At 73.0% G+C, this 25,174-nt stretch carries 26 protein-coding genes; 24 read left to right on the plus strand and 2 right to left on the minus strand.

Features of this window, described 5'->3' with window-relative positions:
* Positions 1 to 2 precede the first annotated feature (2 nt).
* The 9 genes from folP to HDG69_RS09080 all read left to right on the plus strand — a co-directional run bounded on the left by folP (position 3) and on the right by HDG69_RS09080 (position 9,945).
* Positions 3 to 944 carry a dihydropteroate synthase gene (gene folP / locus HDG69_RS09040; RefSeq protein ID WP_171783469.1) on the plus strand — a complete coding sequence of 314 codons (942 nt, stop codon included), beginning with the start codon at positions 3 to 5 and terminating at the stop codon, positions 942 to 944.
* Positions 941 to 3,097 (plus strand): 2-amino-4-hydroxy-6-hydroxymethyldihydropteridine diphosphokinase, encoded by a 2,157-nt coding sequence (gene folK / locus HDG69_RS09045; protein WP_171783470.1) that lies wholly within the window; start codon positions 941 to 943, stop codon positions 3,095 to 3,097. Before folP ends, folK begins: the two co-directional genes overlap by 4 nt.
* A gap of 1 nt (position 3,098) precedes the next feature.
* Positions 3,099 to 3,572: a DUF3180 family protein gene (locus HDG69_RS09050; RefSeq protein ID WP_171783471.1), complete on the plus strand. Its 474-nt coding sequence runs from the start codon at positions 3,099 to 3,101 to the stop codon at positions 3,570 to 3,572.
* 25 nt (positions 3,573 to 3,597) lie between these two features.
* A complete protein-coding gene (locus tag HDG69_RS09055; RefSeq protein ID WP_171783472.1) occupies positions 3,598 to 4,125 on the plus strand; it encodes a PH domain-containing protein in 528 nt (175 codons plus the stop codon).
* On the plus strand, positions 4,122 to 5,834 hold the full coding sequence (locus HDG69_RS09060) for a PH domain-containing protein (RefSeq protein WP_171783473.1): 1,713 nt from the start codon (positions 4,122 to 4,124) through the stop codon (positions 5,832 to 5,834). Before HDG69_RS09055 ends, HDG69_RS09060 begins: the two co-directional genes overlap by 4 nt.
* Complete coding sequence (locus tag HDG69_RS09065) at positions 5,831 to 6,799, plus strand: Rossmann-like and DUF2520 domain-containing protein (RefSeq protein WP_343036352.1); 969 nt, start codon at positions 5,831 to 5,833, stop codon at positions 6,797 to 6,799. Before HDG69_RS09060 ends, HDG69_RS09065 begins: the two co-directional genes overlap by 4 nt.
* Entirely contained in the window at positions 6,796 to 7,773 is a 978-nt protein-coding gene (panC, locus tag HDG69_RS09070; protein WP_171783474.1) for a pantoate--beta-alanine ligase, read from the plus strand. Before HDG69_RS09065 ends, panC begins: the two co-directional genes overlap by 4 nt.
* A gap of 88 nt (positions 7,774 to 7,861) precedes the next feature.
* The gene (panD, locus tag HDG69_RS09075) at positions 7,862 to 8,272 is read left to right on the plus strand and encodes an aspartate 1-decarboxylase (RefSeq protein ID WP_246256482.1); all 411 of its coding nucleotides are present in this window, start codon (positions 7,862 to 7,864) and stop codon (positions 8,270 to 8,272) included.
* Complete coding sequence (locus tag HDG69_RS09080; RefSeq protein WP_171783475.1) at positions 8,269 to 9,945, plus strand: L-aspartate oxidase; 1,677 nt, start codon at positions 8,269 to 8,271, stop codon at positions 9,943 to 9,945. The genes panD and HDG69_RS09080 overlap by 4 nt, the downstream gene beginning before the upstream one ends.
* Positions 9,946 to 9,966: 21 nt before the next feature.
* Here HDG69_RS09080 and nadC read toward each other — a convergent pair whose 3' ends face one another.
* Positions 9,967 to 10,833, minus strand: coding sequence for a carboxylating nicotinate-nucleotide diphosphorylase (nadC, locus tag HDG69_RS09085; RefSeq protein WP_343036404.1), 867 nt, complete (start codon positions 10,831 to 10,833; stop codon positions 9,967 to 9,969).
* A gap of 257 nt (positions 10,834 to 11,090) precedes the next feature.
* Between nadC and HDG69_RS09090 the strand changes: the two genes are divergently transcribed.
* From HDG69_RS09090 to HDG69_RS09135, 10 genes are all read left to right on the plus strand, one after another.
* The gene (locus HDG69_RS09090) at positions 11,091 to 11,495 is read left to right on the plus strand and encodes a GntR family transcriptional regulator (protein WP_171783477.1); all 405 of its coding nucleotides are present in this window, start codon (positions 11,091 to 11,093) and stop codon (positions 11,493 to 11,495) included.
* Entirely contained in the window at positions 11,443 to 12,192 is a 750-nt protein-coding gene (locus HDG69_RS09095; protein ID WP_246256399.1) for an ABC transporter ATP-binding protein, read from the plus strand. The genes HDG69_RS09090 and HDG69_RS09095 overlap by 53 nt, the downstream gene beginning before the upstream one ends.
* Entirely contained in the window at positions 12,189 to 13,007 is an 819-nt protein-coding gene (locus HDG69_RS09100; protein ID WP_171783478.1) for a hypothetical protein, read from the plus strand. The genes HDG69_RS09095 and HDG69_RS09100 overlap by 4 nt, the downstream gene beginning before the upstream one ends.
* 40 nt (positions 13,008 to 13,047) lie before the next feature.
* Positions 13,048 to 14,562 (plus strand): lysine--tRNA ligase, encoded by a 1,515-nt coding sequence (gene lysS, locus HDG69_RS09105; protein ID WP_171783479.1) that lies wholly within the window; start codon positions 13,048 to 13,050, stop codon positions 14,560 to 14,562.
* 10 nt (positions 14,563 to 14,572) lie between these two features.
* Positions 14,573 to 14,758, plus strand: a complete 186-nt coding sequence (locus HDG69_RS09110) for a hypothetical protein (RefSeq protein ID WP_171783480.1) — start codon at positions 14,573 to 14,575, stop codon at positions 14,756 to 14,758.
* Between the two features lie 88 nt (positions 14,759 to 14,846).
* A complete protein-coding gene (locus tag HDG69_RS09115; RefSeq protein ID WP_171783481.1) occupies positions 14,847 to 15,179 on the plus strand; it encodes an Lsr2 dimerization domain-containing protein in 333 nt (110 codons plus the stop codon).
* A gap of 76 nt (positions 15,180 to 15,255) precedes the next feature.
* Positions 15,256 to 16,335, plus strand: coding sequence for a lactonase family protein (locus HDG69_RS09120; protein ID WP_171783482.1), 1,080 nt, complete (start codon positions 15,256 to 15,258; stop codon positions 16,333 to 16,335).
* Between the two features lie 32 nt (positions 16,336 to 16,367).
* Complete coding sequence (gene mshA, locus HDG69_RS09125) at positions 16,368 to 17,624, plus strand: D-inositol-3-phosphate glycosyltransferase (RefSeq protein WP_171784001.1); 1,257 nt, start codon at positions 16,368 to 16,370, stop codon at positions 17,622 to 17,624.
* 38 nt (positions 17,625 to 17,662) lie between these two features.
* Positions 17,663 to 18,103, plus strand: coding sequence for a nitroreductase family deazaflavin-dependent oxidoreductase (locus HDG69_RS09130; RefSeq protein ID WP_171783483.1), 441 nt, complete (start codon positions 17,663 to 17,665; stop codon positions 18,101 to 18,103).
* A gap of 70 nt (positions 18,104 to 18,173) precedes the next feature.
* Entirely contained in the window at positions 18,174 to 18,914 is a 741-nt protein-coding gene (locus HDG69_RS09135) for a phosphoglyceromutase (protein WP_171783484.1), read from the plus strand.
* 79 nt (positions 18,915 to 18,993) lie between these two features.
* On the opposite strand, the gene phoU is transcribed toward HDG69_RS09135, so the two are convergent.
* Positions 18,994 to 19,665 (minus strand): phosphate signaling complex protein PhoU, encoded by a 672-nt coding sequence (gene phoU / locus HDG69_RS09140; protein ID WP_171783485.1) that lies wholly within the window; start codon positions 19,663 to 19,665, stop codon positions 18,994 to 18,996.
* Positions 19,666 to 19,822: 157 nt separating this feature from the next.
* On the opposite strand from phoU, the gene HDG69_RS09145 reads away from it, so the two are divergent.
* The 5 genes from HDG69_RS09145 (at position 19,823) to pstA (ending at position 25,160) form a co-directional block, all read left to right on the plus strand.
* Positions 19,823 to 21,106: an ATP-binding protein gene (locus tag HDG69_RS09145; protein ID WP_171783486.1), complete on the plus strand. Its 1,284-nt coding sequence runs from the start codon at positions 19,823 to 19,825 to the stop codon at positions 21,104 to 21,106.
* A complete protein-coding gene (locus tag HDG69_RS09150) occupies positions 21,103 to 21,819 on the plus strand; it encodes a response regulator (RefSeq protein WP_171783487.1) in 717 nt (238 codons plus the stop codon). Before HDG69_RS09145 ends, HDG69_RS09150 begins: the two co-directional genes overlap by 4 nt.
* A 180-nt stretch (positions 21,820 to 21,999) precedes the next feature.
* Complete coding sequence (pstS, locus tag HDG69_RS09155; protein WP_425484028.1) at positions 22,000 to 23,091, plus strand: phosphate ABC transporter substrate-binding protein PstS; 1,092 nt, start codon at positions 22,000 to 22,002, stop codon at positions 23,089 to 23,091.
* Positions 23,092 to 23,211: 120 nt separating this feature from the next.
* Positions 23,212 to 24,198, plus strand: a complete 987-nt coding sequence (gene pstC, locus HDG69_RS09160) for a phosphate ABC transporter permease subunit PstC (protein ID WP_171783488.1) — start codon at positions 23,212 to 23,214, stop codon at positions 24,196 to 24,198.
* Positions 24,198 to 25,160 carry a phosphate ABC transporter permease PstA gene (pstA, locus tag HDG69_RS09165; protein WP_171783489.1) on the plus strand — a complete coding sequence of 321 codons (963 nt, stop codon included), beginning with the start codon at positions 24,198 to 24,200 and terminating at the stop codon, positions 25,158 to 25,160. The genes pstC and pstA overlap by 1 nt, the downstream gene beginning before the upstream one ends.
* The last annotated feature ends 14 nt before the right edge of the window (positions 25,161 to 25,174 follow it).

Genomic DNA, 25,174 nt, shown 5'->3' on the forward strand with positions numbered 1-25,174 from the left:
GGATGCTCTCGCGCGACGCCGTGGTCGCCGGGCTCCCGGAGCTGTCCGGAGCCGGCCGCTGCCTGGTCATGGGGGTCGTCAACATCACCCCGGACTCGTTCTCCGACGGCGGTGAGTGGTTCGAGCCGGACGCCGGTGTGCAGCACGGTCTCGACCTGCTCGCCGACGGCGCGGACGTCCTGGACGTCGGTGGCGAGTCGACCCGGCCCGGTTCCGCCCGGGTGGACGAGGACGAGGAGCTGCGCCGGGTGATCCCGGTCATCGGCCGGCTCGCCGCGGCCGGTGCCGTCGTGTCGGTGGACACCACCCGTGCCACGGTCGCCGAACGTGCGGTGGCCGCGGGGGCCAGGATCGTCAACGACGTCTCCGGCGGTCTGGCGGACCCGCGGATGGCCGACGTCGTCGCGGAGACCGGCGTGGTCTACGTCGCGATGCACTGGCGCGGCCATGCCGACGTCATGGACGACCTCGAGCAGTACGACGACGTCGTCGCGGACGTGCGCGCAGAGCTCGGCGCGCGGACGGCGGCGCTGCACGACGCCGGCGTCGCGCCGGAGCAGATCATCCTCGACCCGGGTCTCGGCTTCGCCAAGGCCGGGTCGCTGAACTGGCCGCTGCTGGCCCATCTCGACGCGTTGCAGTCCCTCGGCCGGCCGGTGCTGGTCGGAGCCTCGCGCAAGCGGTTCCTCGGGCACCTGCTCGCCGCGGACGGGCCGGGCGCGGACCCGGCGCCCCCGCTGGCCCGCGACGACGCGACCGCGGCGATCTCCGCGCTGGCCGCACACGCCGGGGCGTGGTGCGTGCGCGTCCACGCCACGCGTGCGAGCGTGGACGCCGTGCGCGTGGCAGCCGCCTGGGACGCAGCGTGCACCACCCAGGAGAAGACCCCTCCGGGGCGTGACGACGTCACGTACCCGGTCCACGAGACGGAGGCCACCCCGTGACGTTTGCCGATGCCGTGCCCGGCCCGGACGGTCGGCCCCTCGACCAGATCCGCTTGTCCGGGGTGACCGCGACCGGTCATCACGGAGTTCTCGCCGAGGAGCGCGCGGAGGGTCAGACCTTCCGCGCCGACGTCGTGCTGCACCTGGACACGCAGGCCGCGGCAGGGTCGGACGACCTCGCCGCGACCGTGAGCTACGCGGACGTGGCGGAGGACGTGCACGACGTCCTGACCGGCGCTCCCGTCGATCTCGTGGAGACCGTCGCGGAGCGCATCGCCGCGGTGGTGCTCGCGTACGCGCCGGTGCAGGCGGTGGACGTCAGGGTCCACAAGCCTCAGGCGCCGATCGCCGTCCCCTTCGACGACGTGGAGATCGTCGTCCGCCGTGACCGCGAGCACCTGCCGGTGGTGCCTCCGCACCCGCAGCGCACGGTGGCCGCGGAGCGCGAGGACGGACCCGAGCCGGCACCGGCGGCCGAGCCGCAGCCCGTGCTCGTCCCGCCGACGCCGGTGCCCGCTGCGCCGGTCGAGGCCCCGGTGGCCCCGGTGGCCGACCTCTCGCCCTCCGTGCCGGGACCGGACGAGACGATGATCTCCGCCGTGCCGTCACAGTTCGCGGTGGCGACGGCGCCCGAGCCGGCCTCCTCCTCCGCCCAGGAGGTGGAGGCGGAGCCCGCGCAGGCCGAGGTCCCGCCCGCCCCGGAGCCGCCGGCGCCGGAGCCCGTGCCGCACGACCCCTTGGACGTCCCGCCGTCCGAGCCGGTGGAGGCCGTGCTCGCCCTCGGCTCCAACATCGGTGACCCGCAGGGCACGCTGCGCGCGGCCGTGACCGACATCGACCGGATCCCCGGCCTGCAGGTCATGGAGGTCTCCCCGCTGGCCCGCACCGCCGCCGTCGGCCCCGAGCAGCCGGACTTCCTCAACGCCGTGCTGCTCGTGCGGACCACCCTGCCCCCGCGGGACCTGCTGGGTGCCTGCCAGGAGGTCGAGCTGCTGCACGGTCGCGTGCGCGACGAACGGTGGGGACCACGCACCCTGGACGTCGACCTCGTGCAGTACGGCTCGCTCGTCGCGAGCGCCGACGACCTGGAGCTGCCGCACCCGAGGGCCCGTGAGCGCGCCTTCGTCCTGGTGCCGTGGGCGGAGGTCGATCCGGAGGCCGTCCTCGGTGGTCTCGGTGGGGGCCCGGTGGCACAGCTCGCCGCGACGGCGCCCGACCGTCCCGGCATCCGCTGGCTGGCGCTGGACTGGCTGACCGAGGCAGCCACCACGGGAGCCGTCGCGGCCCAGCCGCAGGCCGCCGAGCAGCCGCACCACGACCACGACGCCTCGTCCGGCGCGCAGCCCGCGGTCGAGGAGGCGGCGCCGCACCTGCCGACCGGGTATCCGTCGGCCGGGCACGAGGCCCCGTCGTCGGAGGTCCCGGCGATGGACCGCGACCAGATGCCTCCCTCGATCCCCGTCCCCCGACAGGAGACACCGCCGGGCACCGCCCAGGGTTACGAGGCCGCCGCGCCGGAGGGGGGCGTCGGCACGGGCCACGAGGACGCCATGGTCCACGAGGTCCCTGCGGGCCACGACGAGGCGCCAGGACAGACCGACGAGGCCGGCTGGACCTACGAGCCGGAGATCCTGCCGACCCGGCAGGAGCCGCCGGCCTTCGTGCCTGCCGCGCCCGTCCCGTCCCCGTCGGCGCAGCCCGACCACGCAGACCAGGCGGGCTACGGCACCCAGCAGCCGTACGAGCCGCAGCCCGGGTACGCACCGCAGCCCGCCTACGAGCCGCAGCCCGGGTACGAACCACGGGCCGTCTACGGCACCGAGCCGCAGCCGGCCTACGAGCCGCAGCCGGCCTATGAACCCCAGCCGGCCTACGAGCCGCAGCCGGCCTACGAGCCGCAGCCGGCCTACGAGCCGCAGCCGGCCTACGAGCCGCGGGCCGTCTACGGCACGCAGCCGCAGCCCGTCTTCGCCGACCAGCAACCTGCTGCGCCGTACGTGCCGGTGCCCCCGGCCGGCCGTCCGCCGTCGTCGGCCGAGCAGCCCACCATCCCGGCGCCCCAGCCGCAGGCCTACCCGGCCCAGGGCTTCGCCCCGCAGCAGCACGCCCCGGTCCCGCCCGCCCCGGACGCCGGTCCGCCCCGGCATCCCTGACGTGCACCGCACCCGCGTCCGCACGCTGGTGGCCCTCGCGGCGGCGGTCGCCGTCGTCGGGGCGCTGCTGCTGCGGCTGCTGGAGTCGCGGCGTGTCTACCTGCCCGCCGCGGCATGGGTGGAGATCTTCGCGGTCGTCCTGCTGGCCGGTCTGGTCGTCGGCGCCGGCTGGTCCGTGCGCGCGTACCTGCGCGGCGACAAGCCCGACCTGGACCCGCTGCGCGCCGCGCGGACGTTCGCGATGGCCAAGGCGGCGGCGTACACCGGTGCGCTGCTGGCCGGCCGGTACGTGGCGCACGTGCTCGTGATGCTGCCGGAGCTCGAGGTGGAGGCGCGGCGCGACCAGGCGGTCGTGTCCGGCGTCGCCGCGCTCGCTGCCGTGGGGCTGAGCGCCGCCGGGGTGCTCGTCGAGAAGTTCTGCCAGATCCCCCCGCCCGAGGACGACGACGGCGAGGCGGAGCCGCTCCCGTCGTGACGGTCGCAGATGGGAGGATGGCGCCATGACTTCGTTCGACCTCCCCGTGGATCCCGATCCGGTCGAAGGCATCACCGGCCCGTTCGACCCGCCGGGCATCGCCTGGGACCGCGTGTCGCCGCGCCTCACCACGGCGCGCCTCGTGGTCCTCGGCCTGACGCTGGGCCTGCCGATCCTGGCCTGCGCCGCGGTGGCCGTGCTCGTGACGCCGTGGGTCTGGCTCGCCGCGGGCTTCCTGGCGGCGATCCTGCTGTGGGCCGTGCTGCTGGTGCCGCGGCAGGTGCGGGCGATCGGGTACGCCGAGCGCGACGACGACCTGCTGATCCGCAAGGGCATCCTCTTCCGGCAGCTCGTCGTCGTCCCCTACGGGCGCATGCAGTTCGTCGACGTCCAGGCAGGTCCGCTCGACCGCAAGCTGGGGATCGCCAAGGTGCAGCTGCACACGGCGGCAGCCAGCACCGACGCGGTCATCCCGGGCCTGCCCCCGGTCGAGGCGGAGCGGCTGCGCGACCGCCTCACCGCGCGGGGCGAGGCGAAGCTGGCCGGCCTGTGAGCGACAGCGGTCACGCTCCCGTCCCGGAGCAGCAGCGCCCGACGCCCTCCGGGTCCGCCGCGGTCCCCGACGAGGGCCTGCAGTGGCGCCGTGTCCACCCGGTCACGCCGTTCGTGCGGGGATGGGCGATCATCGTCGCCCTGCTCTTCGTGGTCACGCAGCAGAGCTTCGAGGGGATCCCGTACGGCGAGCTCGTCGACGACGTCGCCCAGGTCTGGTGGGTGTTCGTCCTCGGCATCCTCGGCGTGCTGGCCGTGGTCTTCGGGTTCGCCGCCCTGTCCTGGCGGATGACCTCCTTCGCCGTCGACGACGACGCCGCCCACCTGCGCAAGGGCATCCTGTTCCGGCAGCAGCGGCACGCGAGGCTCGACCGCCTGCAGGCGGTGGACGTGCGCCAGCCGCTGCTGGCGCGGCTCTTCGGCCTGGCCGAGCTCACGCTCGAGGTCGCCGGCGGGTCGGACTCGGCGGTCGCGATCGGGTTCCTTCGCCTGGACGACGCCACGGCCCTGCGCGCCGACCTGCTCGCCCGGGCGGCCGGGGTGAAGGCGCGCAGGTCAGGACCGGCACCCGCCGTGCCGGACCCGGCGGACGCGGCCGACACCTCGTCGGCCGAACCGGGTGCCGGACGGGCAGCGGCGGCCGAGCCAGGCTCCGGTGACGGCCGGCCGGACGGGCAGGTGCCCCTGGTGGCTGTCGAGGCCCCGGAGAACCAGGTGTACGAGGTGCCGCCTGCCCGCCTGCTGGGTTCCCTCGTGCGGCTGCCTGCGGTCTGGGTCTCCCTGATCCTGTTCGTCGGGCTGGGCGTCGTCGTGGCCCTGACGCGCAACGTCGGTCTGCTGTTCTCGCTGCTGCCCGCCGTCCTCGGCGTGGGGACCTTCCTGTTCAACCGGTTCGCCGGGGAGTTCGGGTTCCGGGCCGCGGTGTCGCCCGACGGCATCCGGCTGCGGCACGGTCTGCTCGAGACCCGCTCCCAGACGATCCCGCCGGGCCGGGTGCAGGCCATCGAGCTGAGCCAGGGCCTCTGGTGGCGCGGCAAGGACTGGTGGCGGATCAAGGTGAACGTGGCGGGCTACGGCGTCGAGGGCAGCGAGGGCACGCAGAGCGTGCTGCTGCCCGTGGGCCCGCGGCAGGAGGCACTCACCGCGATGTGGCTCGTGCTGCCCGACCTCGGCACGCCGGACCCCGCAGCGCTCGTCGACGAAGGGCTGACGGGCGACGCCCGCACCGACCGCAGCTTCACGACGAGCCCGCGCCGGGCGCTGATCCTGGACCCGCTGACCTGGCGCCGCAACGGCTTCGCCGTCACCGACCGGGCTCTGCTGCTGCGTGGGGGCCGGCTGACCCGCCGTCTCACCGTCGTGCCGCACGAGCGCACCCAGTCGCTGGGCCTCCAGCAGGGCCCGTGGCAGCGACGTCGTGGGGTGGCCTCGTTCACCGTGCACTCCACCCCGGGGCCCATCAGTCCCGCCGTGCACCACCTCGACGCGCCCGACGCGGCGCGGCTCATCGACGCCCAGGCGGTGCGGGCCCGCACCGCCCGTGCGCAGCAGACACCGGAGCGCTGGATGGAGACCGTCGCCGCGGTCGCGGCGGCCGCCGAGCCGACCGACCAGTCGGACCGCCAGATGACCGACCAGCCGACCGGCGAGCCGGTGGCCGAGCGGTCGGACGCACCCGCCGCCCGCCCGACGAGCGAGGGCGACGCGTGAGCCTGCCGCTGTCGGACGGCCCGGTGGGAGGTGCGCGACCGGGCCGCCTCGGCGTCGGTGTCCTCGGGGCAGGGCGCGTCGGCGCGGTCCTCGGCAGCGCGCTGCGCTCGGCGGGGCACGCGGTCGTGGGGGCGAGCGGCGTCTCGGAGGACTCGCGCGAACGGATCGCGACGCTCCTGCCGGGGGTGGAGAACCTCGAGATCCCCGACGTCGTCGAGCGCGCCGAGCTGGTGCTGCTCGCGGTCCCGGACGACGCGCTGGCCGACCTGGTCGCCGGGCTCGCGGAGGTCGGGGCCTGGCAGGGCGGGCAGATCGTGGCGCACACCTCCGGCCGCTACGGCACCGACGTGCTCGCTCCCGCGCAGAGCGCCGGAGCGATCCCGTTGGCGATCCACCCGGCGATGACCTTCACGGGGACCTCGCTCGATCTCGCGCGCCTGATCGGCTGCACGTTCGCGGTCACGGCGCCGGGGCCCGTGCTCCCCATCGGGCAGGCGCTGGTCGTGGAGATCGGGGGTGAGCCCGTGGTCGTCGACGAGAGCGCCCGCGGCCTGTATCACGCGGCCCTCGCCCACGGCGCGAACCACCTGGTCGTGCTCGTCGCGCAGGCCGCGCAGGCCCTGGAGGCCGCCGGGATCGACCGGCCGGGCAGGCTGCTCGCCCCGCTGCTCGGCGCGGCGCTCGACGGCGCGACCCGGTCCGCGGACGTCCGTGACGGCGTCGGGCCCGGTGCGATCGCGGCCCTCACCGGGCCGGTGTCGCGCGGTGACGTGGGGACCGTGGCCACCCACCTCGAGGTCCTCGGCGACCTCGCCGCCCGCACCGGGGCCACCGACGTCCCGGACAGCTACATGCAGCTCGCGAGGGGCGCCACCCGGCGTGCGCTCGCGAGCCACCGTATCGACGAGGACGCTGCGCGCACGCTGCTCGACGTCCTCGGTGCACCACCCCAGGAGAAGGAATGACGACCCCCGCAGAACGAGAGACGGCGTCGCAGCACGGCCCCGGGCCGTCGGGGCCCACCATCGTGAGGACCCGCGCCGACCTGCGCGACGCCATGGCGATGTGGGCACTCACCGCACCGGCCGCCACCGACCGCCGCGCCGTCGTCATGACGATGGGGGCGCTGCACGAGGGCCACCTCGACCTGGTGCGCCGCGCCCGGGCGGAGGCCGGGCCCGGCGGTCAGGTCCTCGTGACCGTCTTCGTCAACCCGCTGCAGTTCGGCGCCGGCGAGGACCTCGACGCCTATCCCCGGGACCTGGACCGGGACGTCTCGCTGTTGGCCGAGACGGGCGCCGACGTCGTCTACGCACCCACGCCGGACGTCGTCTACCCCGACGGCGACCCGGTCGTCCGTGTCAGCGCAGGTCAGATCGGTGAGGTGCTGGAGGGGGCCTTCCGTCCCGGGCACCTGGACGGCGTGCTCACCGTGGTCCTCAAGCTGCTGCACCAGACGCGCCCCGACGTCGCGCTCTTCGGCCAGAAGGACGCCCAGCAGCTCCTCGCGGTGCGGCGCATGGTGCGTGACCTCGACCTCGACGTCGAGGTCGTCGGCGTGCCGACCCGGCGCGACGAGGACGGCCTCGCGCTGTCCTCGCGCAACGCCTACCTGTCCGCCGAGGAGCGAGACTCCGCGCTCGCGCTGTCCCGCGCGCTGCGCGCCGGGGAGCAGCAGGCGACCGACGGGGCGGGTGCCGCGGCCGTGCGGGCGACCACCTCGGGAATCCTCAACGAGGCCACCGACGTTGTGGTGGACTACCTCGCGCTCGTCGACCCGGATACCGTGGAGGAGGTTCCCCCCGAGCACACCGGACCCGCGCTCCTGCTCGTCGCGGCGCGCGTGGGGACCACCCGACTGATCGACAACCAGGCCGTGGACGTCGTCGCGCCTTCCGACGGCAACGAACCTCCAGGCCAGGAGGCATCCCGTGACTGACCAGACCGCACCGTCCGCCGGCACGCACGGCGCCCCCGGGCACAGCCCGTCCGCGTCCTCGCGCCGCCCGGCGTCCCTGCAGCGCCCGATGATGATCGGCAAGATCCATCGCGCCACCGTGACCCAGGCGGACCTGCACTATGTGGGATCGATCACGGTCGACACGGACCTGCTCGAGGCCGCGGACCTGATCCCCGGCCAGCAGGTGGACGTCGTGGACGTCGACAACGGCGCCCGGCTGACCACCTACGTCATCCCCGGGGAGGCGGGCTCCGGGCAGATCAGCATCAACGGCGCCGCCGCGCACCTGGTGCACCCGGGTGACACCGTCATCATCATCGCCTACGGCATGCTCTCGGACGCCGACGCCCGCAGCTTCCTGCCGCACGTGGTGTTCGTCGACGGCGAGAACCGGATCGTGCAGATCGACGACGACCCGGGGCAGGTCCCGGACGGCTTCGGGCTGGTCAGCTCCGGCATCCCCCTCGCCGCACGGTGAGGGAGGCCCGGCTCGCTCGCACCCTCGCCGCACCCGCTGCGGGCTGGACGGCGCACGCGGACGCCGTCGTCGTCGGCTCCGGCATCGCCGGGCTGACCGCAGCGCTCGAGCTGCGCACCCGGGTGCCGCACGTGCTGCTGGTGACGAAGGCCGCCCTGCTCTCCGGGTCGACCGTGTGGGCGCAGGGCGGGATCGCGGCGGCGCTGCACCCGGACGACACCCCGGCCGCGCACCAGCACGACACGCTCGTCGCCGGCGGGGGCCTGAGCGACCCGGCCGCCGTCGAGGTGCTCGTGACCGAGGGTCCCGACCGGGTGCGCGAGCTGGTCGCCCGCGGTGCGACGTTCGACCGGGCGGACGACGGCGGCATCGCGCTCACGCGGGAGGGCGGTCACCGGGCCGACCGCATCGCGCACGCCGGCGGTGACGCCACGGGGGCTGAGATATCGCGCGCGCTGGTCGCCCAGATCGAGGCGGTCCGGGACGATCCCGGCATCGAGGTGATCGAGAACGCGCTGGTCCTCGACGTCCTCACCGGGGCGCCGTCGTCGGAGGGTCCGGGGCCGGTCGCCGGCGTGACGCTGCACGTCCGCGGCGAGGGGTCGCGCGACGGTGTCGGCGCGGTGCTGTCGCCGACGGTCGTGCTGGCGACCGGGGGAGTGGGGCAGGTCTTCCGCTCCTCGACCAACCCGCCGGGGGCCACGGCGGACGGCATCGCCGCTGCGTTGCGGGCCGGTGCCGAGCTCGCCGACCTCGAGTTCGTGCAGTTCCATCCCACGGTGCTGTGGCTCGGGGCGGGAGCGCGGGGCCAGCTGCCGCTCATCAGCGAGGCGGTGCGTGGCGAGGGGGCGTTGCTGCTGGACGTCGCCGGGTACCGGTTCATGCCGGACGCGCACCCCATGGCGGAGCTCGCCCCGCGGGACGTCGTGGCGCACGCGATCGTGCGACAGATGGCGGCCACGACGGCGGACCACGTGCTGCTCGACGCCCGCGCGCTCGGCGCCGACTTCCTGCGGCGCCGCTTCCCCGGCATCACGGCGCGGCTCCTCGGGATGGGGATCGACTGGACCGAGGAGCCGGTACCGGTGGCTCCGGCTCAGCATTACCACTCGGGCGGTGTCGTCACGGACCTGCACGGCCGCACATCGGTGCCGGGGCTCTACGCGGTCGGCGAGGTGGCCCGCACCGGCGTGCACGGCGCCAACCGGCTGGCCTCCAACTCGCTGCTCGAAGGGCTGGTGTTCGCGCACCGCGCGGCTGCCGACGTCGTCCGGCGCTTCGAGGCGGGCGAGCTGGCAAGGGCTCCGGAGGTCGTCGACCGGCCCGGGGAGTCGGCGCTGGTCGCGGCGGTCGCCCGGTCGAGGGTGCAGCGAGCGGCCTCGGAGGGCGCGGGGCCGGTCCGGTCGGCGGAGTCGTCGGCCCGCGCGGACGCCGCGCTGGCCGGGGTGACGACGGCGGCGCACCGGGAGGCGGACGTCGTCGCGGCGCCGCAGGCGGCCGAGTGGGAGACCACGAACGTCCACCAGGTCGCGCGGGCGCTGGTGCGCGCCGCCTGGGTGCGGACGGAGAGCCGTGGCGGGCACTTCCGGACGGACTTCCCGGACCGTGACCCCGCGTGGGAGCGGAGGGTCACGGCGTCGCTGGCCGCCGACGGCACCCTCGTCGTGCGGTAGCGCTCGGCCCGGGGGGAGCGCTCAGCCCTGCAGGTCGAGGGCCAGGTCGAGGATCGGCGCCGAGTGCGTCAGCGCACCGACCGACAGGTAGTCCACCCCGGTCGACGCCACCTCTCGCGCCCGGTCGATCGTGAGGTTGCCGGTGGCCTCGAGCTCGACGTGCTCGGCCACGCCGTCGCGCCCCTGGCGTTCCCGGACGGCGGTCACGGTGGCGGCGAGCACCGGGGTGGTCATGTTGTCCAGGAGCAGGAAGTCGGCCCCGGCGTCGAGGGCCTCCATGGCCTGGGCGGTGGTGTCCGCCTCGACCTGGACCAGGACGTCGGGGAACGTGGTCCGGACCGCGCGGATCGCGGCGGCCACGCCACCGGCGGCGACGACGTGGTTGTCCTTGACCATCGCGACGTCGTAGAGGCCCATCCGCTTGTTCGTGCCGCCCCCGGCGCGGACGGCGTACTTGTCGAGGGCCCGGAGCCCTGGCGTGGTCTTGCGGGTGTCGAGGACCTGGGCTCCCGTGCCGGCGAGCTCGCGGCTGAACGCCGCCGCGGCGGTGGCCACCCCGGAGGCGCGGGAGGCGAGGTTGAGCAGGGTGCGCTCGGCGACGAGCAGCACCTGGGTGCGGCCGGTGAGCGTGGCGAGGACCTGCCCGGGGACGACGGCGTCGCCGTCCTGGGCCCGGAAGGTCACCTCGGGGGTCGGCAGGGCGAGCCGGGCGGCGGTCTGTCGCAACGTCTCGACGACCACGACCAGGCCGGCGACGGTCCCTTCCTCGCGGGCGACCAGCTCAGCGGTACCGGTGGCCGACGGCGGGACGGTCGCCTGGGTGGTCACGTCCCGGCCCGGTGCGGGGCCGAGGTCCTCCGCGAGCGCGATCTCGACGGTCCGGGTGATCCAGGCAGGGTCGAGTCCCGGTTCGACGGCGGACGGGGCCGCGACGGACGAGGACTCGCCGGCGGAGGGCTCGGTGGCCGGGGACTCGTGGGGCCGAGGGCTCTGGGGCGTGCTCACGGCGTCACGGTACCCGCCGCAGTCCCCAGGGCCCCTCCCGCCGCGGGTCGCCATCCCTCCCGCTGTGGGTGAGGGGGAGAGGAGGGGATGGGGTTGTGTTAGTGTATTAAGGTCTTAGTACAGCAACACAGGAGGTGGGCGTGGAGTTCGACACCGGTGCACCCATCTGGGGCCAGCTGGTCACCGAGTTCTCCCGGCGCATCGTCACCGGGGAGTGGGCGGCGGGCAGCAGGATCCCGGGGGTCCGCGAGCTCGCTTCCGAGCTCGGCGTCAACCCCAACACCGTCCAGCGTGCGCTCGCCGAGCTGGAGCGGCGTGGGCTCTGCCGCTCCGAGCGGACCGCCGGCCGGTTCGTCACCTCCGACGAGGAGCGGATCGACGCGATCCGCGCCGAGCTCGCCCACGTGGCGGCCGACGACTTCATCCGTCGAGCGCGAGGGCTGGGCATGCGCCCGGCGCAGGCGCTCCACCTGATCGAGGAGAGATGGACCCATGGCGACCACACCCCTGCCGATGGCGCCCGAGGAGGCCACGATGACGTCTGAGCACGCGCTGGTGAGCGTCCGTGGCCTCACCGTCCGCTACGGCACCCGCACCGCGCTCGACGATCTCGACCTGGAGCTGCCCGCGGGGCGGATCATCGGCCTGCTGGGTGAGAACGGCTGCGGCAAGTCGACCCTGCTGAAGACGCTCGCCGGGCTCTACGCCGACTACACCGGCGAGGTGCGGGTGGGCGGACACGCGCCAGGTCCGCGGTCCAAGGCGCTCGTCTCGTACCTGCCCGACCGCAGCTCGCTGCCGGACCACGTGCGGGTGCGCTACTGCCTCGACCTCTTCTCCGACATGTTCGCCGACTTCGACACGGCCAAGGCGCGCGAGATGATCGCGGGCTTCGGGCTGGACGAGTCGATGCGGCTCAAGGAGATGTCGAAGGGGATGCGCGAGAAGGTCCAGGTATCGCTCGCCATGGCGCGCCGGGCGCGGGTCTTCCTGCTCGACGAACCGATCTCCGGGGTCGACCCGGCCGCACGGGACGGGATCCTCGACCGCATCCTCGGCAACCTGGAGCCGGGGTCGTCGTTGCTCGTCGCCACCCACCTCGTGCACGACCTCGAGACCACGTTGGACTCGGTGGTGATCATGCGCCACGGCAAGGTGCTGCTCGAGGGTGAGGTCGACGACCTGCGGGCCGAGCACGGATCCAGCCTCGACCAGATCTTCCGGAAGGTGTACCGCTCATGATCACGCTGCTCAAGCACGAGGTCGTCCAGACCCGCGCGATGCTCGGACTGGTGGGGCTGGTGGCCCTGCTGGTGACGGCCGTCGGTGCCCTGTTCGCCGCGACCGGCTGGCCGGCGCTCGCCCCCTTCGGGCTGGTGCTCGTGGTGGCCGCGGCCTTCGGTCTCGTCCCGGCGGCCCAGATCGTGCTGGCCGTCGCCTACTGGCGGTCCGGCTACGGCCGCATGGGCCACCTCACCCACACCTTCCCCGTCCGGGGGTCGACCATCTACTGGGCCAAGACCGTCTGGGCCTGGGCGGTGTCGCTCCTCGGGGTCGCGCTGAGCGTCGGGCTCGTCCTGGCCGCTTCACCGCTGCTGGCGCGCGGTCTCGGGACGGACCGTGGTGACCTGTTCCGTCCCCTGCGTGAAGGCTGGGCGCTGCTCGCCGAGATGGCACCGGTCTGGGGGATCGCCGCCGCCGCGGCCGCTCTGGTCGTGCTGGTCCTGATCTGGCCGGTGCAGTACTTCTTCGCGGCCTCCGTCGGCAGCCAGGCTCCGCTGAACCGGCTGGGTGTCGGTGGGCCGGTCATCGTGTGGTTCGGTGTGTACTTCGTCACCCAGGTGCTCACCTTCGTCTCCTTCGCCGCCGTGCCGTTCGCGGTCGGGAGCGACGGCGAACGGCTCGCGATCGTCCGGTTCGACCTTTTCGCGGAGATGATGGCGGGCACCTCGGCCGAGGTGATGCCGATCGGGTTCCTGCCGTCGCTGCTGCTGATCACGGTGGTGTGCATCGGCTGGACCGTGCACTCCTGGAACCGCCGGGTCTCGCTGGTCTGAGCGACGCGGGCCGGTGTGGCGACGCCCGTAGAATCGGACGGTGACCTCCCCCGAGAATGCCGCTGCCACCGTGCCCGACGACCTGCCCGAGCAGCTGCGCGTCCGCCGCGAGAAGCGCGACCGCATCATCGCCGAGGGCGGTGAGGCGTACCCGGTCAACCTGCCGATCACCACCACGATCGTCGCCGTCCGCGACGAGTACGGTCACCTCGAGCCCGGCGTCGAGACGGACGACCTCGTGGGTGTCGCGGGCCGCGTCGTGTTCCTGCGCAACACCGGCAAGCTCTGCTTCGTGTCGCTGCAGGACGGCGAGGGCAACCGGCTGCAGGCGATGCTCAGCCAGAAGGTGGTCGGTGAGGAGTCGCTGAGCGCCTTCAAGGCGGACGTCGACCTCGGCGACCACCTGTTCGTCCACGGCCGCGTCGGGGCGTCCCGCCGCGGCGAGCTGAGCGTCTTCGCGGACTCGTGGCAGCTGGCCTCCAAGGCGCTGCGCCCGCTGCCGGTGCTGCACAAGGACCTGTCGGAGGAAGCACGCGTCCGTCAGCGCTACGTGGACCTCATCGCGCGCCCCGCCGCGCGCGACATGGTGCGGGTGCGGGCCGGAGTCATGCGCTCGTTGCGGGAGAACTTCCATCGCCGCGACTTCCTCGAGGTCGAGACCCCGATGCTGCAGACGGTCGCCTCGGGCGCCTCGGCGCGGCCTTTCGCGACGCACATGAACGCCTACGACATGGAGCTGTTCCTGAGGATCGCTCCGGAGCTGTTTCTCAAGAAGGCCGTCGTCGGCGGGGTCGAGCGGGTGTTCGAGATCAATCGCAACTTCCGCAACGAGGGTGCCGACTCCTCGCACTCACCGGAGTTCGCGATGGTCGAGGCGTACGAGTCCTACGGCGACTACGACACGATGGCGGAACTCACGCGGAATCTTGTGCAGCAGGCTGCCGAGGACGTCCTCGGCACCACGCTGGTCACGCTGGCGGACGGCGAGGAGTACGACCTCGGCGGCGAGTGGGCCGACATCAAGATGTACGACTCCCTCTCGACCGCCGTCGGTGAGGAGATCACGCCCGAGACGTCGGTGGAGCACCTGACTGCGCTCGCCGAGAAGGTCGAGATCTCGATCGACCCGAAGAAGGTCAATCACGGAAAGCTCGTCGAAGAGCTGTGGGAGCACCACGTGGGCGACCATCTGCACGCTCCGACGTTCGTCCGCGACTTCCCCGTCGAGACCTCCCCGCTCACGCGCGACCACCGCAGCGTCCCCGGCCAGGTCGAGAAGTGGGATCTCTACGTGCGCGGTTTCGAGCTCGCCACGGCCTACTCCGAGCTGGTGGACCCGGTCGTCCAGCGCCAGCGTTTCGAGGCGCAGGCCCTGCTCGCCGCCGCAGGCGACGACGAGGCCATGCGGCTCGACGACGACTTCCTCACCGCGATGGAGTTCGCCATGCCGCCCGCGGGCGGCATGGGAATGGGAATCGACCGGTTGCTCATGGCACTCACCGGTGCAGGGATCCGCGAGACCATTCTCTTCCCCCTCGTCAAGCCGACTCACTGAGAGGGCCGCTATGAGTACGTTCTGGGCAGTGATCGCGGGGTTGATACCCTCCATCGGTGTCGGCCTCCTCTTCTGGTTGGCGATGCGAAAGATCGTGCGTGCCGACCGGAACGAGCGGGCCGCGCTGCAACGCCATGACGCCGAGGCGCGGTCGACCGTCGCGAAGGAATTGTCGAATGACTCGCCCGTGCAATGACGAACTCGTCGTGGTGAGTTGACTTTCTATTCTCCGGTCGTGCATGCTCGAATCGCTCAAGTTTTTCGAGACACCGGAGGGTGACAGCGTGGTTCAGAAGACACAGGTCGTGCTGATCGACGACATCGACGGCAGCGACGGTGACGAGACGGTCACGTTCGCCCTGGACGGTGTGTCGTACGAGATCGACCTCTCCGCGGCGCACGCTGCCGAGCTGCGCGAGTCCTTCGCCCAGTGGATCGGCCACGGTCGCCGGACGGCAGCCAGGTCCGCTCCGCGCGCGTCCGCGTCGCGCCGGGGTCGGACCGATCGCGAGCAGCTCCAGAAGATCCGCGAGTGGGCTCGCGACAACGGCCACCAGGTCAACGACCGCGGCCGCATCCCGGGACGTGTGCTGGAGGCCTACGAGGCCGCGCACTGACCCCCTCCAGACGCCTGCGCCCCGGTCGGATCGTCCCGGCCGGGGCGCGGTGCTGTCCGGCGCCTAGGCTGGCCCCATGACCTCGACGAGCTCGCGGACCCTGTGGATCGGCACGTACCCGCCGGGTGACACCCCGGGGGCGGGAGAGGGCGTCTGGCGGGTCGCCGTCGACCTGCGCTCCGGTGCCCTGGGAGTCCCGGAGCTCGCCGCCGAGGCCGCGGCGCCGTCGTTCCTCGCCCTGCACCCGCACGTCCCGGTGCTCTACGCGGTCTCCGAGACGGCGCCAGGGCGCCTCACGGCGCTGCACGTGGCCGACGACGGCGGACTGTCGACCGCCGCCTCGTCCCTCTCGGGCGGGGACGACGCGTGCCACGTCGCGGCCACTCCCCGCACGGTCTGGGTCGCGAACTACGGCGACGGCGTGGCCGCGGCGTTCGAGGTGGCCGACGACGGCGTCCCCGCCGCAGACCGCCGTGCGATCCGTGCCGGCTCGGGCTCCGGTCCGGTCTCCGACCGCCAGGAGGGTCCGCACGCCCACCAGGTCACGGTGGTGGGCGACCACGTCCTGGTCACCGATCTCGGCGGCGACCTGATCCGTCGGTACCCCGTGGACCCGCTGCCCGGCGAGACCTCCACCGACGACGCCGACGAGGACGTCGTCGCCGCCCACCTGCCGGCCGGCGCCGGGCCGCGCCACCTCGTCGTCCTGCCGAGCGGCGCCCTGGTGGTGGTCGGCGAGCTCGACGCGCACCTGCACGTCCTCGTCCCGGCCGGTGACGGCTGGGAGCACTCCGGCAGCGTGCCGCTGGCGCCCGCGGCCGTGGCGGGCGAGGACTTCGGTGGGCACGTCACGCTGAGCGCCGACGGCACCCGCCTGCACGTCGGGGTCCGTGGCTCGGACGTCCTCGCGGTCCATGCGGTGTCCGACGGCGCGGCGCCGCAGATCACGCACCTCGTCGACGTCCCGCTCGGCGACGGTGCCTGGCCTCGCCACCACGAGGTGCTCGCCACCGACGACGGCGAGCTGGTGGTGGTCGCGCTGCAGGGGACCGGAGAGCTGGTCACCGTCCGGCTCGTCCCCGGCACCGGTGCCGGCGAGGTCGTGCACCGGGCCGGGTGGGCGACCCCGCCGGCGTGCGTGCTGGTGGCACGGTGAGCCGCCGGGCCGCGTCCGGGCCGCGGGTCGCGATGCTCTCGGTGCACACCTCGCCGCTGGACCAACCTGGCGCGGGCGACGCGGGAGGCATGAACGTCTACGTCCTGGAGCTGTCCCGGGCACTGGCCCGACGGGGTGCCGAGGTCGAGATCTACACCCGGGCGACGACGTCGGCCCAGCCCCGGGTGGTCGACGCCGAGCCGGGGATCCGGGTCGTGCACGTGGCGGCCGGCCCGTACGAGGGCCTCGACAAGAACGACCTGCCCGGCCAGCTCTGCGCCTTCACGGCGGGCGTGCTGCGGGCCGAGGCGCACCGCCCCGCCGGCTGGTACGACGTCGTGCACGCGCACTACTGGCTCTCGGGGCAGGTCGGCTGGCTGGCCGGGGAGCGCTGGGACGTCCCCCTGGTGCACACCATGCACACCATGGCCCGGGTGAAGAACGCAGCCCTGGCACCGGGGGACAGCCCGGAACCGCAGGGTCGGGTGATCGGTGAGGAACAGGTGGTCGAGGCCTCCGACGCGCTGGTCGCCTCCACGCGGGAAGAGGCGGACGACCTCGTCCGGTACTACGGGGCCGACCCGGACCGGGTCCACGTGGTCGCACCCGGTGTCGACCTGCAGCAGTTCTCGCCGGGGCCGGGCGACCCGGCGACGGCGCGGCGCGCGGCGAGGGAACGTCTCGGGTTGCCGACGGACGGCCCGATCGTCCTCTTCGCGGGCCGTGTACAGCTGCTCAAGGGGCCTGACGTGCTCGTGCGGGCGCTCGGTGTCATGGCCGACCACGCGGACCCCGCGGGCCGAGGAACCGAGGGGCTGCCGCGCCTGGTCGTGCTCGGGGGCCCGAGCGGCCGGCCGACCGCCGTCCGCGAGCTCGAGGCACTCGCTCACCAGACCGGTGTCGCCGACCGGGTGGACGTGCGCCCGCCCGTTCCCCGCGCCGAGCTCGCCGACTGGTACCGGGCGGCGGACGTGGTGGCGGTGCCGTCGCACAACGAGTCGTTCGGGCTGGTGGCGGCCGAGGCGCAGGCCTGCGGCACACCGGTGGTGGCCGCCGCCGTCGGCGGCCTGCGGACCGTCGTCGTCGACGACGTCTCCGGGGTCCTCGTGGACGACCACAGCCCGTGGACCTGGGCTCGTGAGCTGACGGGCCTGCTCGACGACGGCGAGCGGATGGCCCGGCTGGCGGCCGGTGCGCGTCGTGCGAGCGAGCGGTTCTCCTGGGACCGCGCCGCGGCCGCGATGCTCGACGTGTACTCCCAGGCCACGAAGGTGCGCCAGACGCGGTAGGGGGAATGCCGGGGCGGCGCGACGACGTTGTCGCTGACATGCCGATCACCGGAGAGTATGTCCCCAGCCCGTCGACCTGGGCCGCCGACCAGGTCGAGACGTACGAGGCCTCGGGCGGTACCGAGGGCACCACGTTGCGTGGCAGGCCGGTGGTGATCCTCACGACCCTCGGCGCCAGGAGCGGCAAGGTGCGCAAGACGCCGCTGATGCGCGTCGAGCACGACGGCGCCTACGCCGTCGTCGCCTCCATGGGCGGAGCTCCGAAGCACCCCGTCTGGTACCACAACATCGTCGCGAACCCGCAGGTCGAGCTGCAGGACGGTCCCGAGAAGCACGACTACGTCGCCCGCGAGGTCATCGGCGAGGAGAAGGCGGTGTGGTGGGAGCGCTCGGTCGCCGCGTGGCCCGACTACGCCGAGTACCAGCGCAAGACGGACCGTGAGATCCCGGTCTTCGTCCTCGAGCGCGCGAGCTCCTGACCGCGGACGTCCGACGTCCGCGATCCGGCCGATGGTGCGTCCACGCCCTCGGTCAGGGCAGGATGGACGCATGACCTACACCCTCGTGCTGCTCCGCCACGGCGAGAGCGAGTGGAACGCCAAGAACCTCTTCACCGGCTGGGTCGACGTCCCGCTGTCCGAGAAGGGCATCGGGGAGGCGAAGCGTGGCGGTGACCTCCTGCGGGAGGCCGGCGTCGCCCCTGACGTGCTGCACACCTCGTTGCTGCGCCGCGCCATCATGACGGCGAACCTGGCGCTCGACACCGCCGACCTGCACTGGATCCCGGTCAAGCGGTCGTGGCGCCTCAACGAGCGCCACTACGGCGACCTGCAGGGCAAGGACAAGAAGCAGGTCCGTGACCAGTACGGCGAGGAGCAGTTCATGCTCTGGCGCCGCTCGTACGACGTGCCGCCGCCGGAGATCGAGCTCGGCTCGGAGTTCTCCCAGGACGCGGACGTCCGCTACGCCGGTGAGCCGATCCCGCGCTCCGAGGCCCTCAAGCAGGTCCTCGACCGCGCCCTGCCCTACTGGGAGGGCGAGATCGTCCCGGACCTGAAGGCCGGCAAGACGGTTCTCGTGGCCGCGCACGGCAACTCGCTGCGCGCGATCATCAAGCACCTCGACGGCGTCGACGACGAGACGATCGCCGGGCTCAACGTGCCGACGGGCATCCCGCTGGTCTACGAGCTCGACGAGGAGACGCTGCAGCCGACCAACCCGGGCGGCACCTACCTCGACCCCGAGGCCGCGAAGGACGCCATCGCCGCGGTGGCGAACCAGGGCAAGTAGCCAGCCCGCACCCGCTACGCACTCCGGCCCGCAGGTTCATCGCGAACCTGCGGGCCGGAGTGCGTAGCGGGGACGGTGCTCAGGCGTCCGTGGCGGCTGCCGCGTGCTCGGTGTCGAACTCGCCGGTGACGAGGAACGTGATCCGCCGCGCGACGGAGACGCCGTGGTCGCCGAACCGCTCGTAGTAGCGACCCAGCAGCGTCACGTCCACGGTCTCCTGCGCGGTACCGGTCCAGTCCGGCGAGAGCGTGGCGGCGAACGTGTCCTGGTGGAGCTGGTCCAGGTCGTCGTCCCCCTGCTCGACCTCGGTCGCGAGCGCGACGTCGCGGGTCGCCAGCAGCTCGGTGGTGCGCCGGGCGACGAGCATCGCGGCCTCGTTCATGGCCACGAAGGTCTCGCGTGCCTGCTCCGGCACGGCCGACGCGGGGTACCGGCCGCGGGCGACCTCGGCGACGTGCTGGGCGAGGTCGCCCATGCGCTCCAGCGTGGCGCTGATGCGCAGGGCGCTGATCACGACGCGCAGGTCCGTCGCGACGGGGGCCTGCTGGGCGAGCAGGTGGACGCACCGCTCGTCCAGGTCCTTCTCGAGCCGGTCGATCTCGTGGTCGGCGGCGATGACGTCCTGGGCGAGCTGGTGCTCGCCGTCGAGCAGCGCTGCGCCGGCCCGCGTGATCGCGGACTCGACCAGCCGGCTCATCTCGACCAGTCCCTGACCGATCTGCTGCAGCTCGGCGTCGAAGATCTCTCGCATGGGTGTCCTCTCGAATGCGGGTGCTGAGCAACTCTTGCAGCCGGCTCAGACTCTCAGGTGAACGTCGCGAGGTCCACAGGTGAACAGTGGACGACACGTCAGGGAGCAGAAGGCGCCCTGGCGCTGTGAGGGGCCTCGCGCGACCTAGGCTGAGGGTGTGGAGGGAATCATCCAGGGTGCGACCGCCGTCGTCGCCGGCGTGCTCGGCGTCGTCGTCGGGCTCGTCGCTGCCCTCGCCTTCCGTTTCTCCGACCGCGCCCAGCGCCGGGACAGCGACACCGGGGCGTCCGAGCTGGACAGCGGGCTGGTGCGGGTGCTGTCGGTGCTGCGCTCCGCGGCGGTGGTCCTCGACGACGACGACGAGGTCGTCCGGGCGTCACCGCCGGCCTACGCGCTCGGTGTGGTCCGCAACGACGCCCTGGTGCACCCGGCGATCGTCGACATGGTGCGCGAGGTGCGGCGCGACGGCGTCATCCGGGAGGAGGAGCTCGAGCTCCCCCGCGGGCCCATCGGGTCCGGCACGGTGCTGCTGCAGGTGCGGGTCGCCGCGCTGGGCCTCGACAAGCTGCTCGTCCTGGCGGAGGACCGCACGGAGGCGCGGCGGGTCGAGGCGATCCGCCGGGACTTCGTCGTCAACGTCTCCCACGAGCTGAAGACGCCGGTCGGCGCGCTCGCCCTGCTGGCCGAGACGGTGCAGGACGCGGCCGACGACCCGGTCGCGGTGCGGCGGTTCACCGCGCGGATGCAGTCCGAGGCGCACCGGTTGTCCGCCCTGGTGCACGAGATCATCGAGCTGTCGCGCCTGCAGGTGGCCGGTGCGCTGCAGAAGGTCCGCCCGGTGCCGGTGCGCGACGTCGTCGACGAGGCCGTCGACCGGGCCCGCACGACCGCGCAGGGGAAGAACATCACCATCACCGTGGGCGGGTCCGCGGACTGCGTGGTCTTCGGGGACCACAACCTGCTGGTCACCGCGGTGCGCAACCTGCTGGACAACGCCGTGTCCTACTCCGGGGAGAACACCCGGGTGGGCGTCGGCGTGCACGAGCGGGGCGGTCTGGTGGAGATCGACGTCGTCGACCAGGGCATCGGGATCTCGGCCGAGGTGCAGGAGCGCGTGTTCGAGCGCTTCTACCGCGTCGACCCGGCACGCTCCCGCGACACCGGCGGGACGGGGCTGGGACTGAGCATCGTCAAGCACGTCGCCGCCGACCACGGGGGCGACGTGCGGGTGTGGTCCGAGCCGGGCAAGGGCTCGACGTTCACCCTGCGGATACCTGCCGCCGATCTTCCGGCCGGCGAGCTGCCCGCCGGGTCGTCCGGATCGCCCGACGACACCGACGACGACGCTTCCCACGAGACGGGTGCGCCTCCGACCGGGAGACGTGCCGGAGACCAAGACCGCGGGCCGGACGGCCCGACGAACGAGGAGGTAGGCGCGTGACGCGCATCCTGGTGGTCGAGGACGAGGAGTCCTACCGCGACCCGCTGACGTACCAGCTCACCCGAGAGGGGTACGAGGTCGTGGCGACGTCGAACGGCAACGACGCGCTGGAACGGTACGACGACGGCGGTGCGGACCTCGTGCTGCTCGACCTGATGCTCCCCGGTCTGAGCGGCACGGAGGTGTGCCGCGAGCTGCGCCAGCGCGGCGACGTCCCGATCATCATGCTCACGGCGAAGGACTCCGAGATCGACAAGGTCGTGGGCCTCGAGCTCGGTGCCGACGACTACGTCACCAAGCCGTACTCGTTCCGTGAGCTGCTGGCCCGGATGCGGGCCGTGATGCGCCGTCGCGGTGCCGGCGGCATCGAGAGCGGGAGCAACGGGCACGACGACGACGGCGAGTCCGTCCTCGAGGTCGGCCCGGTGCGCATGGACGTGGAGCGGCACACCGTCGCGGTGGGTGGCGCGGCGGTCTCCCTGCCCCTCAAGGAGTTCGACCTGCTGGAGCTGCTGCTGCGCAACGCGGGGCGGGTGCTGACCCGCGGTCAGCTCATCGACCGGGTCTGGGGTGCCGACTACGTCGGCGACACCAAGACGCTGGACGTCCACGTCAAGCGCATCCGCTCCAAGATCGAGGCGGACCCGGGCTCCCCGAGCCTGCTCCTGACCGTGCGGGGCCTGGGGTACAAGCTCGCCGACGACGAGTCCTAGACCTTCTCGCCAACCTGCCGTCGGCTGTTCATTCGTCGTTCACCTGCTCCTGGTCACCGGTCCACCTGGCCTCCCTAGCGTTCCTGACGGACGCCGGCGGCCGCCGGTGCCACCAGATGCGTGAAGGATGGACGACTCGTGAACCTCAGCCGATTCACTCGTGCCGGATCTGCCGTCGCTGTGGGCGTGCTCGCCCTCAGCCTCGCCGCGTGCGGCTCGGACCCGGAGCCCGAGGGCAACGCCTCGGACACGGACGCCCCGGGGTCGTCGGAGACGAACTCCGGCGAGGAGATGGGCTCGATCTCCGGCACCCTCTCGGGCGGTGGCGCCTCCTCGCAGGAGGCCGCGATGAACGCCTGGCGCGCCGGCTTCCAGCAGGCGAACCCGGACGCCACCGTGAACTACGACCCGGTGGGCTCCGGCGGCGGTCGCACCGGCTTCGGTGACGGCTCGTACGCGTTCGCCGGTTCGGACGCCGCGCTGGACGAGGACGAGATCGCCGCCGCCGAGGCGCAGTGCGGCGAGGGCGGCGTCATCGAGTTCCCCGGCTACGTGAGCCCGGTGGCCGTGGCCTTCAACCTCGACGGCGTCGACTCGCTGAACATGTCCCCGGAGACCATCGCGAACGTCTTCCTCGGCGAGATCACCTCCTGGGACGACGAGGCGATCGCCGCGGACAACCCGGACGTCGAGCTTCCCGGCACCACCATCACGGTGGTGCACCGTTCCGACGAGTCGGGGACCACGGAGAACTTCGAGGAGTACCTCCACACCGTCGCCCCGGACATCTGGACGGCCGAGCCGTCCGGCGTGTGGCCGGTGGACGGCCAGGAGTCCGCGCAGGGCACCTCGGGCGTCGTCGGCGCGGCCCAGGCCGGGCAGGGCACCATCACCTACGCCGACGCCTCCCAGGTGGGTGGCCTCGGGACCGTGGCGGTCGGCGTCGGCGGCGAGTTCGTGCCGTACTCGGCCGAGGCTGCCGCCGAGGTCGTGGCCCAGTCGCCGCGCACCGAGGGCACCAGCGACTACGTCTACACGATCGAGCTCGAGCGCGACATCGCGGGTACCTACCCGATCGTGCTCGTCTCCTACTCGCTCGCCTGCACGTCCTACCCGGACGAGGAGACCGCCGAGCTCGTCAAGGGCTTCCTCGGCTACGTCGTGAGCGAGGAGGGCCAGCAGGCCTCCGCCGACGCCGCCGGCGCCGCCCCGCTGTCCGACACGATCCGCGAGGCGATCCTGCCCGGCATCGAGTCGATCTCCGCGGGCTGACCCTCACGGTCCCGGCCGGAGGCCGGGCGGCACGCCCTACCAGGCGCGACGCCCGGCCACCGGCCCCTCCGTCGGACGAAGAGCAGAGAGCAGCGCACCCAGCATGAGCGAGGAATCCGAGTGAGCATCACCGACAGCCCGCCGCGAGCGGGCACCCGCACGGCCCGCCGACGGCGGTCGTCCGACCGTGGTTTCAACCGTGGCTTCCGCTGGATCGCCGTCGGCGCCGGCGTCCTGATCCTCGTCGTCCTGGCCGCGGTGGCCCTGTTCCTGCTGTGGCAGGCCTGGCCGGCCCTCACGGCGGGCGGCGACGAGCTCGCCGCCGAGGTCCCGCGGTTCCCGGCGGACACGTCCTTCCTGGGGTACGTGGGCCCGCTGGTCTTCGGCACGCTGCTCGCCGCGGTGCTCGCGCTGTGCCTGGCGGTGCCGGTGGCGATCGGTATCGCCCTGTTCATCTCGCACTACTCGCCACGGCGGCTGTCGCAGGTGCTGGGATACCTCGTCGACCTGCTGGCCGCCATCCCCTCGGTGGTGTACGGCCTGTGGGGCTTCCTCGTCCTGGCGCCGGTCCTCACACCCTTCTGGCTCTGGCTGAACGAGAACCTGAGCTGGATCCCCCTCTACGGCGGTCAGGCCTCCACCACCGGACGGGCCATGGCCACGGTGGGTGTGGTGCTCGCGGTGATGATCCTGCCGATCATCACCGCCGTCTCGCGCGAGGTCTTCCTCCAGACGCCGAAGCTGCACGAGGAGGCGGCGCTCGCCCTCGGTGCCACCCGGTGGGAGGTCGTCCGGACCGCCGTGCTGCCGTTCGGCCGCTCCGGCGTGATCTCGGCGGCGATGCTCGGGCTCGGGCGTGCGCTGGGCGAGACGATGGCCGTGCTCATGATCATCTCGCCCGGGTTCAGCTACAGCCTGGACATCCTCGCCGCGGGCCAGCACCAGACGATCGCCGCCTACATCGCGGCGGACTTCCCGGAGTCCACCGGCCTCGGCATCAACACGCTGATCGCGGCCGGGCTCGTGCTGTTCGTCATCACGCTGGCCGTCAACATGACCGCGCGCTGGATCGTCGCGCGCCGCAAGGAATTCTCGGGGGCCAACTGATGAGTGCCGCGACCGCAAGCACGACCACCTCCGACGCCACGGAGCGCACACGCGCCCTGCTCACGACCGCCGACTCGGGACGCCGGCGCACGGACCGCGCCATGCAGGTGCTGATCTGGTGCGCCTTCGCGCTGGCGATGGTCCCGCTGGTCTGGTTGCTGTGGACGGTGACCACCGAGGGCATCGGCCGGATGAGCATCGACTTCCTGACCCTGTCGACGCGCAACATCTTCGGCGGCGACCCCGGCGGGGGCATCTACCACGCGATCATGGGAACGCTCATCATCACGGGGATCGCCGCCGCGATCTCGGTGCCGGTCGGGATCCTCACCGCCATCTACCTCGTCGAGTACGGCAAGGGCTGGCTGGCGCGGTCGGTGACGTTCTTCGTGGACGTCATGACGGGCATCCCCTCGATCGTCGCCGGTCTCTTCGCCTTCTCCCTGTTCGCCCTGTTCCTCGGGCCGAGCGCACAGATGGGCATGATGGGCGCCGTCGCGCTCTCGGTGCTGATGATCCCGGTCGTGGTCCGCTCCTGCGAGGAGATGCTCAAGCTCGTGCCCAACGAGCTGCGCGAGGCCTCCTACGCCCTCGGCGTGCCGAAGTGGCTGACCATCGTCAAGGTGGTGCTGCGCACCTCGGTGGCCGGCCTGACCACGGGCGTGCTGCTCTCCGTGGCCCGCGTGATCGGCGAGACCGCGCCCCTGCTGGTCACGGTCGGCGTCACGGACTCGATCAACTTCAACCCGTTCGACGGCCGCATGATGACGCTGCCGGTCTTCAGCTACCGGCAGTACCACCAGGGGTACGCACCGTGCCCCGCCGGCGAGTCGGCGTCGTGCGTGGCGGACATCGCGTTCCAGAACGCGTGGGGAGCCGCGCTCGTGCTGATCGGGATCGTCCTGCTCCTCAACCTCGTCGGCCGACTGGTGAACCGATGGTTCTCCCCGAAGCTGCGCTGACGCGCAGACCTGCC

It is taken from the genome of Isoptericola halotolerans (genome assembly GCF_013149785.1).
GTDB classification, from domain to species: Bacteria; Actinomycetota; Actinomycetes; order Actinomycetales; family Cellulomonadaceae; genus Isoptericola; species Isoptericola halotolerans.

Excerpts from the sequence above, each read along its gene's own strand:
- panD (WP_246256482.1), top strand. The coding sequence starts at position 7,862 with ATGATGATCGGCAAGATCCATCGCGCCACCGTGACCCAGGCGGACCTG.
- HDG69_RS09100 (WP_171783478.1), top strand. The coding sequence starts at position 12,189 with ATGATCACGCTGCTCAAGCACGAGGTCGTCCAGACCCGCGCGATGCTC.
- HDG69_RS09130 (WP_171783483.1), top strand. The coding sequence starts at position 17,663 with ATGCCGATCACCGGAGAGTATGTCCCCAGCCCGTCGACCTGGGCCGCC.
- HDG69_RS09095 (WP_246256399.1), top strand. The coding sequence starts at position 11,443 with ATGGCGACCACACCCCTGCCGATGGCGCCCGAGGAGGCCACGATGACG.
- panC (WP_171783474.1), top strand. The coding sequence starts at position 6,796 with ATGACGACCCCCGCAGAACGAGAGACGGCGTCGCAGCACGGCCCCGGG.
- folP (WP_171783469.1), top strand. The coding sequence starts at position 3 with ATGCTCTCGCGCGACGCCGTGGTCGCCGGGCTCCCGGAGCTGTCCGGA.
- HDG69_RS09135 (WP_171783484.1), top strand. The coding sequence starts at position 18,174 with ATGACCTACACCCTCGTGCTGCTCCGCCACGGCGAGAGCGAGTGGAAC.
- mshA (WP_171784001.1), top strand. The coding sequence starts at position 16,368 with ATGCTCTCGGTGCACACCTCGCCGCTGGACCAACCTGGCGCGGGCGAC.
- pstA (WP_171783489.1), top strand. The coding sequence starts at position 24,198 with ATGAGTGCCGCGACCGCAAGCACGACCACCTCCGACGCCACGGAGCGC.
- HDG69_RS09055 (WP_171783472.1), top strand. The coding sequence starts at position 3,598 with ATGACTTCGTTCGACCTCCCCGTGGATCCCGATCCGGTCGAAGGCATC.
- HDG69_RS09110 (WP_171783480.1), top strand. The coding sequence starts at position 14,573 with ATGAGTACGTTCTGGGCAGTGATCGCGGGGTTGATACCCTCCATCGGT.
- HDG69_RS09120 (WP_171783482.1), top strand. The coding sequence starts at position 15,256 with ATGACCTCGACGAGCTCGCGGACCCTGTGGATCGGCACGTACCCGCCG.
- phoU (WP_171783485.1), bottom strand. The coding sequence starts at position 19,665 with ATGCGAGAGATCTTCGACGCCGAGCTGCAGCAGATCGGTCAGGGACTG.